The sequence below is a fragment of the Streptococcus sanguinis genome (assembly GCF_003943735.1).
GTDB classification, from domain to species: domain Bacteria; phylum Bacillota; class Bacilli; order Lactobacillales; family Streptococcaceae; genus Streptococcus; species Streptococcus sanguinis_E.
Map to the genome: position 1 here is coordinate 260,229 of NZ_RJMV01000002.1, position 15,968 is coordinate 276,196.

The following is a 15,968-nucleotide window of genomic DNA, read 5'->3' on the forward strand; positions in this document are numbered from 1 at the left end:
GTTTACGTATGGAAGAGAAACAATCCTTATGGATGAAATTAGAAAAAACAGTTGGTTTACAAAAGCTGATTGCCTTGATTGCCTTGGTGGTAATCTTTGCCTTCTTTGCCATCTCCAGCGAATCATTTCGTTCGTTTGATACGGTAGTCAGTATCTTAGATGCGTCATATTACATTGGTTTCCTTGCCATTGGGGTCACATTTGTCATCATTACAGGTGGTATTGATCTCTCTATTGGTACGGTGATGATGTGCTCGGCTATTATCGGGGGCGTCCTTCATACCAAGATGGGCTGGCCGCTCTGGCTGTCTTTGCTGGCCATTCTAGTCATTGGAGGATTATTCGGCCTGCTGAATGGAATCATGGTCGCAAAATTCGGTTTGCCGCCTTTTATCGCGACACTGGGTACGATGATGATTTCCCGCGGTTTAAGCTCTATTGTCTCAAATGTGCAAAGTGTGACCTTCCCTCTTCGTGGAACAGGTGAAGGTTGGTACAAAGATTTATTCCGAACTCAGGATAATTTCCCGACAGGCTTGATCGTGCTGGTGATTGTGGCTGTCCTTGCTGCAGTAGTATTGAACAAGACAAAAATTGGCCGCTATATCTTCGCGATTGGATCCAATAAAGAAGCCACTCGTCTGTCTGGGGTCAATGTCGTCAAATGGGAAGGCATGGCCTATGTCATAGGTGGTCTGTCAGCAGGGCTTGCTGCCGTTGCTTATGCAGCCACCTATTCTACGATTCTGCCAGGTACTGGTAACGGTATGGAGCTTGATGCAATTGCCGGTGTCGTAGTAGGGGGAACTTCTCTAGCTGGTGGTGTCGGATCTGTTATTGGTACCATTATCGGGGTCTTCATCATGTCAGTCCTGAAAATTGGTTTGCCTTATATCGACCTACAGCCCCACTATCAACTCTTTATTACTGGTTTTGTTGTTATCATCGCTGTTTACTTTGATATTTTCATTCGCAAGAATAAGAAGAAATAAGTACAGCCCTCGCTATCATATAAATGAGTGTATAAAACATAATAGGAGCTTTTATCATGAGAAAATCATTTAAATTTGCTACTGCGGCACTTCTTGCTGCTGCTGCGATTGGACTAGTTGCTTGTTCTTCTAAGAAAGACAACAATAAAGCTACAGACAGCAAGGGTGGAGACTATCGGGTAGAAGTAATTGCCAAAGGTTTCCAACATGACTTCTGGAAAGCCGTTAATAAGGGTGCTGAACAAGCGGCAGATGAATTTGGCGCTAAGATTACTTTTGTCGGCCCTCAAAATGAAACCGCTATCGCAGAACAATTGGAACAGTTAAATAATGCCATTAACAAAAATCCAGATGCGATTGCCCTAGCAGCGCTTGACACCGAATCAGAGCTAGACGCTATTAAACAAGCTCAAGCGAAGAATATTCCGCTGATTGGTTTTGACTCAGGGGTTCCAGGTGCACCAGACGGAGCAATCAAAGCAACCGCCTCTACAGACAACCATGCAGCCGGTGCCAATGCAGCAGAACACTTGTTCCCATTGTTAGAAAAGAAATTGGGCGACAAACCGATTCGTATCGGAGTAGTTTCCCAAGAAGCAAACTCACTTTCTATCACACAACGGACTTCCGGTTTCATTGATAAGATGGTTGAGTTGCTAGAAAAGAAAGGCATCAAAACGGCGGTTGTTGGTCATGATAAATTCAAAAACAATGTCTCTGAATCAGATGCCAAAGCTATCATTGAAGTTCGTGTACCAGCACAAGTAGACGATGCAGCAGGTAAGACAGAAGCATCCACTGTGCTTGAAAAATCAGATACCGTCGCTATTTACGGTTCAAATGAATTTGCAGCCAAAGCTATTATCAATGCCAATGGCAGTTTCAAGGAATCTAAGCTCGGTGCAGACAAGATTTTGGCTGTCGGTTTTGACTCAGGTGCCTTGCAGCAAGATGCAATTCGCAACGGTCTCTTTGTAGGCTCTGTTACGCAAGACCCGATTCAAATCGGCTATCAATCTGTAAAATTAGCTATTGAAGCGGCTCAAGGGAAAGAAGTCAAAGATGTAGACACAGGATCAAAATGGTATGATGCCAAGAACATCGACTCTGATGAAATCAAACCATTGCTTTACCAATAATCAAAATTATTTGTAAAGATTGGTGTATTGGAGGAGATGAGAATGACATTGATGAAATTACTGGCCATTGACCTAGGTGCTAGTTCAGGTCGTGTCATGCAAGCAATTTACAATGGCCATAGTATCCAGCTATCAGAAGTTCATCGCTTCAAAAACGAGCCGATGAACGTGAATGACGGTCTTTATTGGAATATCCTGCATCTGTTTGGAGAAATTAAGATTGGGATCAAGAAAGCTTCAGTAGATGGGATTCCTATTCGATCCATATCCGTTGATACATGGGGAGTGGACTATGCCTACCTAGACCAAAACGGTGATCTGCTCTACCAGCCGCATTGTTATCGTGACAATCGTATGGGCCAATACGAAGAAACTTTTTACAAGAAAATCAGCAAAGAGACGCTTTTTGAGGAGACAGGCGTACAGCCTGCCTGCATTAATACTGTCCTGCAAATATTCGCTGATTTGCAGGAAAAGCCCCATTTGGCAAGAGTTGCAGAGCGCGTGCTCTTCATGCCGGATTTGATTAACTATCTTTTGTCAGGTGTTTTATCCAGCGAGTATACCATTGCCAGCAGCAGCGGTTTGCTCAATATCAATTCTCAGACATGGTCTGACAGCGTTTTTGAGACGCTGGGGATTCCTAAAAAGTGGTTTGGTGAGGTGATACAGGGAGGAAAAGTCTTGAGAAGCCTGTCGCCACGGATCACACAAGAGCTGAAAATTGAGCCTTTTGATGTCATTGCTGGGGCTGGTCATGATACAGCGACAGCTGTTCTGGCTATTCCTTATGCGAGTGAGCAGCCAACAGCCTTTATCTCTTGTGGCACTTGGTCTCTGGTCGGTCTAGAATCTCAGAATCCTGTAACCAGCCAGGAAGCTTTAGCGGCCAATCTGACCAATGAAGGCTGCTTTGACGGACGCTATCGGATTTTGAAGAATACGACAGGGCTCTGGATTGTCCAGGAACTGCAGCGGGACTGGCGCTTGCAAGGAGAGGACATCAGCTTTGCTGAAATGGTGAATCTGGCAAGAAACGTTACGAATAATCGCTCTTGGATTAATCCTAATGATGCTATTTTTGCAGCTCCGGGAGACATGGAGGCTAAGGTCAAGGAGCGTTGTCATATGACCAACCAGCCTGTCCCTCAAAGCAAAGGAGAGGTTGTCCGAGTGGTCTTGGAAAGTCTTGCTTTTGCCTACCGTCAAACCGTGGAGCAAATTGAGAGCTTGACCGGTCAAAAAATCGAGCAGATTCACATGGTCGGAGGCGGTATCCAAAATGAACTGCTCTGTCAGCTGACAGCTGATGTAAGCCAGAAACCAGTCCTAACAGGGCCGATTGAAGCCAGCGCTTTGGGAAATATTTTGGCACAGCTTTTGACCTTGGGTGAGATTCAAGATCGGCAGACTGCCCAAAAGCTCATCAAGGATTCAGAAAAAACCAAGCAATACCAGCCTCAAGAAGGTTCAGACTTGCCTCAGTCCTATCAAGAATTTCAAGCAAGAATGAAAGTAGGAAGCTAGATGTTAAAGTATATTCCAACTATTTTAAGTCCAGAATTGGTCAAGTATCTGATGGAGATGGGTCACGGAGATGAAGTAGTCATTGCCGATGCAAACTTCCCTGCCCATCGGATTGGTCAGCGGGTTGTTCGCTGTGATGGTCACGGAGTTCCAGCGCTGCTAGATGCTATCTTGACTGTGCTGCCCTTGGATACTTATAGCAATTACCAAGCAGGTCTTATGCAGGTAGTAGCGGGAGATCCGACCGTACCAGTCATCTGGGATGACTACAAGGCCTTGTTAGAAAAGCACTATCCAGGTACAGCCATTAAAGAATTTGAACGCTTTGCTTTCTATGAGCAGGCGGAAAAAGCTTATTTGGTCATCCAAACGGGCGAGGGAGCTCTGTATGGCAACATCATTTTGAAAAAAGGTGTCATTGCCAGCTAATGAAAAAAACAGGTAAGAGATGGACAAGGTTGCTTCTGGAAAGGAATGCCCTTGTTCCTCATCCTTATCTGGGAATTTCTTTGCTTTTTTTATCAATAAACTTGTTAAAAAAATCACAAAAAAACTTGCAAAAAGCAAAATTTTGCAGTATCATTATATTAACAATATAAAACAAAAGGAGAAAATATATGTCTACATTTTACGTACCTGCTGTCAATCTTATTGGCAAAGGTGTTGTCAAGGAAGTTGGGCCTTATGTTAAGGAGCTGGGTTATAGCAAGGCCTTGCTGGTGACGGATAAGTTTATCGAAGGCAGTGATATCCTGCCACAAATCCTAGCACCACTAGATGCGGAAGGCATCCAGTATGTGGTCTTCAGCGATGTTGAGCCAAACCCGACTTGTAAGAACGTCATGGATGGTGTAGCTGCTCTCAAGGAACACAACTGTGACTTCATTATCAGTGTCGGCGGAGGTTCACCTCAGGATGCGGCTAGCTGTATTTCAGTTATTGCGACAAATGGTGGCAAACCACAAGACTACGAAGGCTTGCACAAGTCTGCTAAGAAAGGTCTGCCGGTAGTGGCAATCAATACTACAGCGGGAACTTCAGCTGAAATTACCATTAACTATGTCATCACAGATGAGGAACGCAAGGTTAAGATGGTTATGGTGGACAAGAATAGCTTGGCCCTGATCTCAGTCAATGACCCTGAACTCATGGTATCCAAACCAGCTGCCCTCACAGCAGCAACAGGGATGGATGCTTTGACTCACGCGGTCGAAGCTCTCGTCACACCAGGAGCCTACGGTGTAACCAAGAAATTATCTATCGGAGCTATTGAACTTATCAAAGAATACCTTCCTCGTGCGGTTGCCAATGGCCATGATATTGAAGCACGTGAAGGCATGGTGAATGCCATCTTCCTTGGAGGTATGTCTTTTAACAATGCTGGACTAGGTTATGTTCACTCTATGGCTCACCAGCTTGGGGCAGTTTACAATCTGCCGCACGGTGTCTGCTGTGCTATGCTCCTGCCAGTTGTAGAGCGTGAAAATGCTAAACGGGTTCCAGAAGCTTTCCGCAATGTTGCCAAAGCCCTTGGTCTGCAAATCGAAGGCAAGACTGACGAAGAATGTGCAGCTTATGCCATTTCTGAAATCGAAAAACTGTCTGAAACGGTTGGTATTCCGAAAAAACTCACTGAACTTGGTATCGAAGAAAAGGACTTTGACTTTGATTACCTATCTAAAAACGCTTTGATTGATGCTTGTGCGCCAGGCAATCCATTCATGCCAACTCTAGAAGAAACGATTGCTTTTTATAAAGAACTCTTCTAAGAACGAAAAAATTCTGCTGAAACAAATAAGGCACTGCATGACTCTAACTTGCAGGGCTTTTTTTATAGGAATGAAAAGAACCTAAACCAAAATTTTGATTACAACTGTAAAGTTATTTTAAAAAATTATGTAAAATCTATTGACAAATAAATTATGTCATGATAAAATTACAACTGTAAACAAAAAAGTTTACGTAAATTTAATCAGAAGATAAGAATAAAGCCGGAAGGCGATTATTTTTGGGAGGATCAAAAATTATGTAAAATCATCTTCGTCTGAAAGAGATTTGATTCACTCATAAAAGTAGAGACTGACTCAGTCTTGAATTTTGGAAATGAAATAAGTTATGTAAAATAATAGATTGGAGAAGATCTCCCGAATGAATATTTATAGTAGATAAGGAAGAGATTTCTTATCTGAAACTTTGGTAAAAATAAAAATTATGTAAATCGAAAAATGAAGAAAAGTGAGGCAATGCTATGAACAACAACTACAACAATTTTAACAATATGGACGACCTTTTCAACCAACTCATGGGGCGCATAGGCGGCTACAACAGTGAGCACCGGCGCTACTTGATTAATGGTAGAGAGGTCACACCGGAAGAGTTTGCTCAGTACCGGGCTACTGGCAAGCTCCCCGGTCAAGGAGCAGGTGAGCAGAATAGCCAGACTGCTGCTCAAGGACCTAAGCAGGATGGTATCCTGGCTAAGCTAGGTCGCAATCTGACTCAGGAAGCTCGTGATGGTAAGTTGGATCCAGTCATTGGGCGCAATAAGGAAATCCAAGAAACTGCTGAAATCCTTTCCCGCCGGACTAAGAATAATCCTGTATTGGTTGGAGATGCCGGAGTTGGTAAGACAGCTGTCGTAGAAGGATTGGCTCAGGCTATCGTCAATGGTGATGTGCCAGCGGCAATCAAGAACAAGGAAATTATTTCTGTTGATATTTCCGGTCTGGAAGCTGGTACTCAATATCGTGGTAGCTTTGAAGAAAATATCCAAAACTTGGTCAATGAAGTCAAGGAAGCCGGCAACATTATCCTCTTCTTTGATGAAATCCATCAAATCCTGGGAGCAGGATCTACTGGCGGAGACAGCGGGTCCAAGGGCTTGGCGGATATTCTTAAGCCAGCGCTTTCTCGTGGGGAGTTGACCGTTATCGGGGCTACTACTCAGGACGAGTACCGAAACACCATTCTCAAAAATGCAGCTCTGGCTCGTCGTTTCAATGAAGTCAAAGTCAATGCTCCGTCTGCCAAAGATACCTATCAGATCCTTCGAGGCATTCGGGATTTGTATGAAAAGCACCACAATGTCATCCTGCCGGATGAAGTGCTGAAAGCGGCTGTGGACTACTCTGTTCAGTATATTCCACAACGGAGCCTGCCAGACAAGGCGATTGACCTGGTCGACGTGACTGCTGCCCACCTGGCAGCCCAGCATCCAGTTACCGATGTTCATGCGGTTGAACATGAGATTGCTGAGCAAAAAGACAAGCAGGAAGCAGCTGTTGAAAAAGAAGATTATGAAGCAGCTCTGAATGCCAAGACCCGCATTGAAGAGCTGGAAAAGAAAATTCAAAACCACACCGAGGATATGAAGGTGACGGCGACAGTCAACGACGTAGCGGAGTCTGTTGAGCGGATGACGGGAGTGCCGGTATCTCAGATGGGTGCCAGCGACATTGAGCGACTCAAGGGCATGAATGACCGTCTCAAAGCCAAGGTGATTGGTCAAGACAAGGCTGTAGAAGCTGTGGCTAGGGCTATCCGCCGAAACCGTGCAGGCTTTGATGAAGGCAACCGTCCAATCGGAAGTTTCCTCTTTGTTGGACCAACTGGTGTTGGTAAGACTGAGCTTGCTAAGCAACTGGCTCTGGATATGTTCGGTACCAAGGAAGCCATCATCCGTCTGGATATGTCAGAATACTCCGACCGGACTGCTGTTTCCAAGCTGATTGGTACGACTGCAGGCTATGTCGGCTATGATGATAACAACAACACCTTGACCGAGCGTGTGCGTCGCAATCCTTACTCTATCATTCTCTTGGATGAGATTGAAAAGGCTGATCCACAAGTGATTACCCTTCTCCTTCAAGTTCTGGATGACGGTCGTTTGACAGATGGTCAAGGGAATACAGTCAACTTCAAGAATACGGTTATTATTGCGACTTCCAATGCTGGATTTGGATATGAAGCAGGCTTGGAAGAGGATGCTGAAAAACCTGATCTGATGGATCGACTCAAAGCTTACTTCCGTCCAGAATTCCTCAATCGTTTCAACGCGGTTATTGAGTTCTCTCATCTCAAGAAAGAAGATTTGATGGAGATTGTTAATCTCATGCTGATCGAAGTAAATCAAACCTTGAGCAAGAAAGAAATTGATCTGGCTGTATCTGATGCAGCTAAGGAATTCCTGCGCGACGCTGGTTATGACCAAGTCATGGGTGTTCGTCCGCTGCGCCGTGTCATTGAGCAGCAAATTCGTGACAAGGTGACTGACTTCCACTTAGACAATCTAGATGCTAAGCACTTGACAGCCGATTTGGAAGATGGTGTCTTAGTTATTCGTGAAAAGGGTGCTGACGCATCTGAAGAAGACAAGCAAGCAGAATAAAGCTTACTGAGTCAACTAACTTTTCAAAGATCTCCTTCTTAGATGAAGGTAGGTCTTTTTTGTTAAGTAGGAATTACAAATATCTCCCCTTTCTGGAAATAAATTACCATTTACCCCAAAATCTCAACTAAATTCTCCTTGATATCACTTAAAAGAAATGTTTCTATTAGGTATATAAAAAGAAAAACATTGAAACCTGATGCTGAAGAAAAGCCAGACTTGCTTAGAAGGTATCGGTAAAATGAAACAAAATTTTGATATTGCCGAAGCAGTCGATGACTCGAATCAACCTAGCTTCTCTCAAATAAGAGAGATGAATAATTTTTTGACGAAAGGAGACTGCTATGAAACAGTCCATAACTACAATTAAACGCAATGTCATTATCTTCGCCATTCTCAGCAGCCTATGTGGCAGGATTGGTTATGTTGTTGATAAAGTAACTGGCCAAGCTCATTACGAAAATATCGGAACAGAGATAGGAAGCGGCTCTTTAGGGATGCTGATTTGGCTGGTAACTCCGTTAATCTGTACCATCTTTCTTCGAAGCTTTGGCGGAGACGGCTGGAAAGAGGCAGGTTTTTCCATTCATTTTAAGAATAACAAAAAATTATATCTGATTAGTTTTTTAGTCTACCCTCTTGTTACTATGATAGTGATACTCTTGGGACTGATGACACAAGGCATCAGAGTGACAGATGTGAAGGTTGAGTTTACGGTCTATCTTGGAATCTTGCTCACACAGATAGGGGCTCAATTCATAAAAAATATTTTTGAAGAATCCGTTTGGAGGGCATATCTTACCAATCAATTAATCAAATTAAAATTATCTGACTTAAAACTATATCTACTTGTTGGATTTATCTGGTGGATTTGGCATCTGCCTTACATTATGAAGCTTCTGTCTGAGAGAGAAATCCAAAATACCTTGCCGGTTGGAAGGTTTACATTCTTCCTTATCGGGATGATAACTGTTGCATGCTGGACGGTCATGTATACAGAGATTTTTAGAATTACTAAGTCTGTCTGGCCGCTGGTAATTATGCACACTATGGAGGATGCGGTTATAAATCCTTTACTATTACTAGGCTTTGTCTCGGTAGAAAAAAATCAAGCTTTCCTCTTCTCGCTTTCAGTGGGGATGATTCCGACCGTTCTTTATTTTACAGTCGGTCTAGCTATACGGAAATGGAGAAAAAAACTGGAGTATGGAAAGTCGAGCTAACAGAGTAATAAAAAGCAGATTCCTGATAATGTTACCGGATCTCGCTTGAATCATCTGGCTGTCAAAGATTTGGAAGGCGATCTGGAGAATGAGTTTCTGCTCATTAGGAAGCGGAAATTAGAGGCTTTAAAAGCACCAGATTAAGTAGGTTTAGCAATTAACAAGATTGGAATTATTTATCAGTCTTGTTTCTTTTTGGTTAAAAAGCAGGCGGAGACTTGAACTTATAATATAAATGTCATAAAATAAAAGCAAAAACAGAGGAGCAAGCAATGTCAGATATTAAAAGTGATAATGGGCTAGTAGCTAGCCATGCTAATAGCTTTTCAGCCGCTTCCAGTCAGATAGGTGCAGCATCTCAGCCTGACAAGGATGCTATCAGTCGTTTGGAGGGAAATAGCCGGGCAAGTGAGGAAATTGATCATTCCAGTACGGCGTCAGCTGATATCGCCGGTAAGATTACAAGCTTCAGTCAGCTCCTGCAAAGCGTAGCAGAGGAATTTCAGGCGACTGACCAAGGAATGGCTGCGGATATTGAGGGATAAGGAGGAAGTAGTATGAAGAATTCCCAAACTCTAGCTGCTGAACGCCTGCAGGCATTTGAAAAACTGGATAAGGCTGAGGAGCAAAAGCGTCGTCTAGACCGCTTTGAAGAGGATATTGATTATCTCTATGACCGGGGACTTTCGGCCTTGAGAGAGCTGAATTACCTGCCCTTAACGGCCAAGGACAGTCAGGATTTTTATGATATTATGGGTCTGGTTGAGCACAGTCACCGATTGCTGGATTTGGATATCCAGGATGGTCAGGATCGGCTGGATAAGGAAAGAAAAAAGCTAGACCGTCAGATTGAGATCATCCAGGGTCAGTATAGACAAGCTCTGGAAGCAGAAGACAAGGAGGCTGGATATGGGCGCTAAGATGGAACTCCCCGTTTCCAACCAGCAGGCAGGGTCAATGGCCACTGCCAGCCAGGTGAGGATCGCGGCTTATGAATCTGCCATGCAGGCCATGGAAAATTTTGCAGGGGAAAGCGGGCTGACCGGAACAGCATATGACAGTGCTAAAACCTACTGTCAGGGGATGTTCCTTCCCCTCTTTAAGGCAGCGATTCTCTTTGAAGAAGAGCTGGTCAAAGCTGGCAGCGATCTGCCCAGCCGTTATGTCAGTGAGGTGGCAGAAGAGAGTTTGGATCAGGATGTCCTGGAGAGTCAGATTGCTTCTTATGATCAGACCATTGACAGCCAAAATCAGGCTCTGACCGAGGCCAATAAACAGAAGGATGTGGCTGCTTCTACCAAAAGCAGCATCCAGAATGCCATTACAGCAGCTCAGGACAAACGTCATGAATTGCAGGACAAGCTGAATAAACTGCTGGCCTTTTATTCATCGTCGGCCACTATTTTCGACAATCTGCCGGGGCTGGCTGCTGCTTTGGACCAAGCTCTGAGCCTGATGACAGAAGGCTTTGCAAACTTTAACGGCAGCTTTGTCCTGCCTAGTCCGGACAGGATGACCTGGACCCAGACTGTTGAAACAGCTTGGGAGAGCAAAAAAGCAGTTGAAGCTGCCTTTCAAAAGGTCATGGATAAGCTAGACAGCGGTGAAGAGCTGACTCCGGAGGATATCCAGGCTGTCCAGGCCTATCTAGAGCGCTATCCCAGCCGGAACATTCCGCAGGCCCTCCGCAGCCATCTGGAAGAAGCGGTCCAGCAGGCTGATCCCATCCTCAAGGTACGACTGGACCAGGCCAAGGCAGATCAGGCTTCTGGTAGTCTCTCGCAGGCTGCTTTCAATGGGCTGTGGGCTGGGGCTATGCTGGGCTTTATGAAGCAAGCAGGCAATCAAACTGGTGCCCAAACAGTAGCTATGCCTGCTGCCAAACAGGCTGCTGGTAGTAGCGGTGGTTCATCGGGCTTTTGGGACTTTCTTTTTGGTCATACCAATACCCTGGAACACTCCAAAAAGACTGACTGGAGTACAGGCTGGTTATATAGTACCTATGCCAAATACTCGACAACTGTGGAAGAAGATGATCCTGGTATTTTCAAGTACAAGACAAATAATGGTATTTTTAATGGAGTAGCTGTAGATTTGGGTGTGGCTTCTGTTGATATAGATGCCAGTGACTGGAAGCTTAATGCCAGTCCTCAAATCAGTGTCGGTGGCTATCATATTGGTGTCAATGGCAGTGTTGGCTTAAATACAGACACAGGTTGGCTCCCTATGCCGGAGATTAATCTTTCTCTACATGCTGGAACAGAGCAGCACGATACTGGGGCCGGTCTTAAAGTATCTACTGATATCTGGAATGGTATGGTTGGAGTCTATGGCGTCGACTCGAATATCAGTAAAGACTCGAATGGAAATAAAACGGTGAATTCGGTTGAAACGGGGGCGCAAACCGTGAATGGTCTGGAAGTTGCAGCTGTAGTAGTTGCAGTGACAGTAGCTCCTGTAGTCGCCCTCCCAGCGCTTGCTCTGGCTTAAGGAGAAAGGAGACTTTGATGAAGCAACAATTACCTATCGGAAGTGTAGTCATGGTTAAGGGCAGTTCTCAACCCCTGATGATTGTCAGCCAGTTTCCTGTGACGACCCTTGACGGACAGACCGGCTACTTTGACTTTGGAGCAGTAATCCTGCCCTCCGGTCTGACGGGAAAAGAATTAATCTTTTTTAATAAAGAAGATATTGAGCGGCTGGTCTTTGTTGGTTATGTAGATGTGACTTTTCAGGATTTGCTCCAGCGTTATGACGAGCTGATAGCTGATATCCCCTATCCCAGGCTGACCGTCCCGGAAAGAGCAGGAGCGGCAGATGAAGCGTAAGACAATTATTTTCTCAGGCCTAGTCCTCCTTGCTTTAGCTTTTGGAGCTCTCTTCCTCTTTGCCAGCCTGAATGAGGCCAGTCTGGACGGAGTGTATTACCGCCAGATTGAGGATGGGGCAGACGGCTTCAGTGGCTTGGACAAGGAAACGATTCTGAATATCAGAGACCAGCAAGTCACCTTCTATAAAGAGGGTCTGGAAGAGAAGGGCAGCATTGACCGCAAGGCCGGCAGTATCCGGCTAGGGTCTAAACTTTACAGCTATGTCCACAATGGGGATTTGCTCATGCTCAAGCTCAAGGAGGATCCGACCAATTCCAAGGAGGGCCTTTATCTGGTCAGAAAAGACAGCCCCTCAGCCAAGAGGCTAGAGCAGAAGTCTAAATCTCAGTCACCTTAATGCACAGCTACATCCGTCTCGTTCTAGCGAGGCGGATTTTGTCATTTGAACAGGCTCCTGCAGCAGAGAAAGAGCTGATAAGCCTTATACAAGTCTTCTATCAAAACCTTTCTATTGGCTTGGTGCTCCATTTCATAATTTGGAAATACTTGCAAGGGCATAAGAACTATAACTTGTCATCTGCTCTTTGTTTTCTTCTAGATACTGCCGTTCTCTCTGATAGACTAACATACTGGCTTCATGAAGCTGCTTACTTTTTAGAAAGGTTAACATTGCTATTTTCCTCTAAATTTTTTAAGTTTTTTCTTGAAAACTCTAAAGCAGACTAGTGTAAAATGCGGGAACGCAATACTGTATTTCATCAGCTTTCAGAAAATTAAAAAAACTGTTGGAAGACACTCACATAATCTGAACTAGCATGATTTAGGCTTCTAAAAAATGTTTAGATAATTTGGAGGAAGACAGCAAATGACAATTGGGCATTTTAAATTTTTTAGATAATGGAGATAAAACATGAAAAGTTGACATTTCAATAGATTGTGTTCTAATTTTTTTGTACATTTTCAAGTTTTTATATATGTAAATGTCAGAAAAAAGTGTATAATGGATTAGTAAATTAAATTTTAGGAGAGGATTTAATTATGAAAAAGTTGGATATTACAACTATGCCTGACTATAGGAAAGTCGAGGCTGTTGTTCAGTTGTTAGTTAATGGAACCTTAACTAGTTATCGAATTGCGACGGATGCAAACATCAGCAAGATGAGTATCCTGACCTTAACTAAAGGGACCAGCAAAATTAAGAACATTACTTATCAAACTGCGATGGCCTTAATTAATTGGTATGAAGAAAACCATGAAAAATACGGCATCACCATTCATCAAAAGGCCGCAGGATAGTCTAAAACTATGATGTAGCTCAACCCTAACCCAGCTAACCATTTGGATAGCTGGGTTTTTCTATGTCTCTTAATGAGACAAGCTGTGGGCGCAGTCGAATTTAGAGGCATTGATGCAGACTGAGTGCAAGCTAAGTCTACGTTCCGCTATTTTTTTAGCGATTGCCGGCTCGCAGAGTCGAGCAGAGCTTAGAAGCATAGATGCAGTTTGAGCGTAAGCGAAAACTACGTTCTGTAAAAACTTAATGAAACAATCTGTGGGCGCAGTCAAACTTAGGAGCAGGATGCTCAATTTCTTACTTTTTCTGTCCTTATGGGCAGATTTTTTTGACAGTCCAAGAGTGAACAGTCGCCTGTGTAATTCTTGGTCTTTTTGTTGCCGTTTTCAAGATTTATAATAAATCTATAAAAAAGATGAGATTATCCCTATCTTGCGATATAGGGATAATTTTCTTATAATAGATATGAGACAATTTTTATCGTTTCTACGACCATTGTTTATCCTGTTCTGATGTCAGGACAGATTTTAGTAAAAATAAGGAGAATCCAATGTCACAATTATCAGTTAATGCCATTCGCTTTTTAGGGATTGACGCGATTGAAAAGTCTAAGTCAGGTCACCCTGGCGTAGTCATGGGTGCTGCACCGATGGCTTATGACTTGTTTACTAAACAACTTCGTATCAATCCAGAACAGCCAAACTGGATTAACCGCGATCGCTTCGTCCTATCTGCAGGACATGGCTCTATGTTGCTTTATGCCTTGCTTCATCTGTCTGGCTTTAAAGATGTCAGCATGGATGAAATTAAAAACTTCCGCCAATGGGGTTCTAAGACACCAGGTCACCCAGAGTTTGGCCATACAGCTGGTGTTGATGCTACTACTGGCCCACTGGGACAGGGGATTTCTACAGCTACTGGATTTGCTCAGGCAGAGCGTTTCTTGGCTGCCAAGTACAACCGTGAAGGCTATCCAATTTTCGACCACTACACTTATGTCATCTGTGGTGATGGCGATTTGATGGAGGGGGTTTCAGCTGAGGCTGCTTCTTACGCTGGCCTGCAAAAGCTGGACAAGCTGGTTGTTCTCTATGATTCAAATGATATCAACTTGGACGGAGAAACCAAGGATTCCTTTACAGAAAATGTTCGTGCCCGCTATGAAGCCTATGGCTGGCATACTGCCTTGGTGGAAGACGGGACAGACCTTGCAGCGATTGATGCAGCTATCAATGCGGCTAAGGCTTCCGGCAAGCCATCTTTGATTGAAGTCAAGACAGTTATCGGTTACGGTTCTCCAAATAAGCAAGGAACTAATGCAGTTCATGGTGCGCCTCTTGGAGCAGAAGAAGCAGAAGCTACTCGTAAAGCCTTGGGCTGGGACTATGCCCCGTTTGAGATTCCTGAGGAAGTCTATGCAGATTACCGTACAAATGTAGCAGAGCGTGGTGCAGCAGCATACGATGCTTGGAAACAGCTAGTAGAGGACTACAAGCAAGCCCATCCTGAATTGGCGGCAGAAGTAACAGCTATCATTGCTGGTCAGGATCCAGTAGAGATTAAGCCAGAAGACTTCCCAGTGCTTGAAAATGGCTTCTCTCAAGCAACCCGTAATTCTAGTCAGGATGCCCTCAATGCAGCAGCTAAGGTGCTTCCAACTTTCCTCGGCGGTTCTGCTGACTTGGCTCATTCCAATATGACCTATATCAAGGAAGACGGCCTGCAGGATGATGCCCACCGTCTCAACCGCAATATTCAATTTGGTGTGCGCGAGTTTGCGATGGGTACGATTCTTAACGGTATGGCGCTTCATGGTGGACTTCGCGTCTACGGTGGTACCTTCTTCGTCTTCTCAGACTATGTCAAGGCAGCTGTCCGTTTGTCTGCCCTTCAAGGTTTGCCAGTGACTTATGTCTTCACACACGATTCTATTGCAGTTGGTGAAGACGGCCCAACTCACGAACCGATTGAGCATTTGGCTGGTCTGCGTGCCATTCCAAACCTGACTGTTTTCCGCCCAGCAGATGCGCGTGAAACTCAGGCAGCTTGGTATCTGGCCCTTAAGAGCCAATCTACTCCGACTGCTCTGGTCTTGACCCGTCAAAATCTAACAGTTGAAGAAGGAACAAACTTTGACAAGGTAGCTAAAGGTGCTTATGTGGTCTATGAAACAGGAGCAGATTTCGACACAATCTTGCTGGCTTCTGGTTCTGAGGTTAATTTGGCAGTTGCAGCTGCTAAAGCACTTGCAGCAGAAGGCGCTAAAATCCGCGTGGTCAGCGTGCCATCAACAGAGCTTTTTGATGCTCAAGATGCAGCCTACAAAGAAGAAATTCTGCCAAATGCAGTTCGTCGCCGCGTAGCGATCGAGATGGCAGCTAGCCAGCCTTGGTACAAGTATGTCGGTCTAGACGGTGCAGTTATCGGAATCGACCAGTTCGGTGCATCTGCTCCAGCAGTCAAGGTGCTGGAAGAATACGGCTTTACAGTTGAGCACGTAGCAGAAGTTGCTAAAAATCTTAAATAAAAAGACATAAAATCAGGGTGTTAGTCATCCTGATTTTTACTTTTTAAA

14 protein-coding genes are annotated in these 15,968 nt (G+C 44.3%); all 14 read left to right on the forward strand.

Features of this window, described 5'->3' with window-relative positions:
- The first annotated feature begins 8 nt into the window (after positions 1-8).
- The 14 genes from D8877_RS03775 to tkt all read left to right on the forward strand — a co-directional run bounded on the left by D8877_RS03775 (position 9) and on the right by tkt (position 15,920).
- On the forward strand, positions 9-992 hold the full coding sequence (locus tag D8877_RS03775) for an ABC transporter permease (protein ID WP_111675257.1): 984 nt from the start codon (positions 9-11) through the stop codon (positions 990-992).
- Positions 993-1,048: 56 nt separating this feature from the next.
- Positions 1,049-2,131 carry an ABC transporter substrate-binding protein gene (locus tag D8877_RS03780; protein WP_125340328.1) on the forward strand — a complete coding sequence of 361 codons (1,083 nt, stop codon included), beginning with the start codon at positions 1,049-1,051 and terminating at the stop codon, positions 2,129-2,131.
- Between the two features lie 42 nt (positions 2,132-2,173).
- Entirely contained in the window at positions 2,174-3,658 is a 1,485-nt protein-coding gene (locus D8877_RS03785; RefSeq protein WP_125340329.1) for a rhamnulokinase, read from the forward strand.
- Positions 3,659-4,087: an RbsD/FucU family protein gene (locus D8877_RS03790; RefSeq protein ID WP_002916538.1), complete on the forward strand. Its 429-nt coding sequence runs from the start codon at positions 3,659-3,661 to the stop codon at positions 4,085-4,087. It begins immediately after the preceding gene.
- A 188-nt stretch (positions 4,088-4,275) separates the two neighbouring features.
- Positions 4,276-5,427, forward strand: a complete 1,152-nt coding sequence (locus tag D8877_RS03795) for an iron-containing alcohol dehydrogenase (RefSeq protein ID WP_125340330.1) — start codon at positions 4,276-4,278, stop codon at positions 5,425-5,427.
- A 479-nt stretch (positions 5,428-5,906) separates the two neighbouring features.
- Positions 5,907-8,045 carry an ATP-dependent Clp protease ATP-binding subunit gene (locus D8877_RS03800; RefSeq protein WP_125352476.1) on the forward strand — a complete coding sequence of 713 codons (2,139 nt, stop codon included), beginning with the start codon at positions 5,907-5,909 and terminating at the stop codon, positions 8,043-8,045.
- Between the two features lie 344 nt (positions 8,046-8,389).
- Positions 8,390-9,268 carry a CPBP family intramembrane glutamic endopeptidase gene (locus tag D8877_RS03805; protein ID WP_002914085.1) on the forward strand — a complete coding sequence of 293 codons (879 nt, stop codon included), beginning with the start codon at positions 8,390-8,392 and terminating at the stop codon, positions 9,266-9,268.
- Positions 9,269-9,540: 272 nt separating this feature from the next.
- Positions 9,541-9,813, forward strand: coding sequence for a TIGR04197 family type VII secretion effector (locus D8877_RS03810; RefSeq protein WP_002902212.1), 273 nt, complete (start codon positions 9,541-9,543; stop codon positions 9,811-9,813).
- A 12-nt stretch (positions 9,814-9,825) separates the two neighbouring features.
- Positions 9,826-10,188: a hypothetical protein gene (locus D8877_RS03815; RefSeq protein ID WP_002902213.1), complete on the forward strand. Its 363-nt coding sequence runs from the start codon at positions 9,826-9,828 to the stop codon at positions 10,186-10,188.
- Entirely contained in the window at positions 10,178-11,758 is a 1,581-nt protein-coding gene (locus D8877_RS03820; RefSeq protein ID WP_002902214.1) for a hypothetical protein, read from the forward strand. The genes D8877_RS03815 and D8877_RS03820 overlap by 11 nt, the downstream gene beginning before the upstream one ends.
- Positions 11,759-11,775: 17 nt before the next feature.
- Positions 11,776-12,096, forward strand: a complete 321-nt coding sequence (locus D8877_RS03825) for a DUF4176 domain-containing protein (RefSeq protein WP_002902215.1) — start codon at positions 11,776-11,778, stop codon at positions 12,094-12,096.
- Positions 12,086-12,496 (forward strand): hypothetical protein, encoded by a 411-nt coding sequence (locus D8877_RS03830; protein ID WP_002902216.1) that lies wholly within the window; start codon positions 12,086-12,088, stop codon positions 12,494-12,496. Before D8877_RS03825 ends, D8877_RS03830 begins: the two co-directional genes overlap by 11 nt.
- A gap of 641 nt (positions 12,497-13,137) precedes the next feature.
- Complete coding sequence (locus D8877_RS03840) at positions 13,138-13,395, forward strand: hypothetical protein (protein ID WP_002893837.1); 258 nt, start codon at positions 13,138-13,140, stop codon at positions 13,393-13,395.
- Between the two features lie 548 nt (positions 13,396-13,943).
- Entirely contained in the window at positions 13,944-15,920 is a 1,977-nt protein-coding gene (gene tkt / locus D8877_RS03845) for a transketolase (protein WP_125352478.1), read from the forward strand.
- The last annotated feature ends 48 nt before the right edge of the window (positions 15,921-15,968 follow it).

Coding starts and splice junctions, on each gene's coding strand:
- D8877_RS03815 (WP_002902213.1), top strand. CDS start 9,826: ATGAAGAATTCCCAAACTCTAGCTGCTGAACGCCTGCAGGCATTTGAA.
- D8877_RS03805 (WP_002914085.1), top strand. CDS start 8,390: ATGAAACAGTCCATAACTACAATTAAACGCAATGTCATTATCTTCGCC.
- D8877_RS03775 (WP_111675257.1), top strand. CDS start 9: ATGGAAGAGAAACAATCCTTATGGATGAAATTAGAAAAAACAGTTGGT.
- D8877_RS03810 (WP_002902212.1), top strand. CDS start 9,541: ATGTCAGATATTAAAAGTGATAATGGGCTAGTAGCTAGCCATGCTAAT.
- D8877_RS03785 (WP_125340329.1), top strand. CDS start 2,174: ATGACATTGATGAAATTACTGGCCATTGACCTAGGTGCTAGTTCAGGT.
- D8877_RS03780 (WP_125340328.1), top strand. CDS start 1,049: ATGAGAAAATCATTTAAATTTGCTACTGCGGCACTTCTTGCTGCTGCT.
- D8877_RS03830 (WP_002902216.1), top strand. CDS start 12,086: ATGAAGCGTAAGACAATTATTTTCTCAGGCCTAGTCCTCCTTGCTTTA.
- D8877_RS03820 (WP_002902214.1), top strand. CDS start 10,178: ATGGGCGCTAAGATGGAACTCCCCGTTTCCAACCAGCAGGCAGGGTCA.
- D8877_RS03795 (WP_125340330.1), top strand. CDS start 4,276: ATGTCTACATTTTACGTACCTGCTGTCAATCTTATTGGCAAAGGTGTT.
- tkt (WP_125352478.1), top strand. CDS start 13,944: ATGTCACAATTATCAGTTAATGCCATTCGCTTTTTAGGGATTGACGCG.
- D8877_RS03825 (WP_002902215.1), top strand. CDS start 11,776: ATGAAGCAACAATTACCTATCGGAAGTGTAGTCATGGTTAAGGGCAGT.
- D8877_RS03800 (WP_125352476.1), top strand. CDS start 5,907: ATGAACAACAACTACAACAATTTTAACAATATGGACGACCTTTTCAAC.
- D8877_RS03840 (WP_002893837.1), top strand. CDS start 13,138: ATGAAAAAGTTGGATATTACAACTATGCCTGACTATAGGAAAGTCGAG.
- D8877_RS03790 (WP_002916538.1), top strand. CDS start 3,659: ATGTTAAAGTATATTCCAACTATTTTAAGTCCAGAATTGGTCAAGTAT.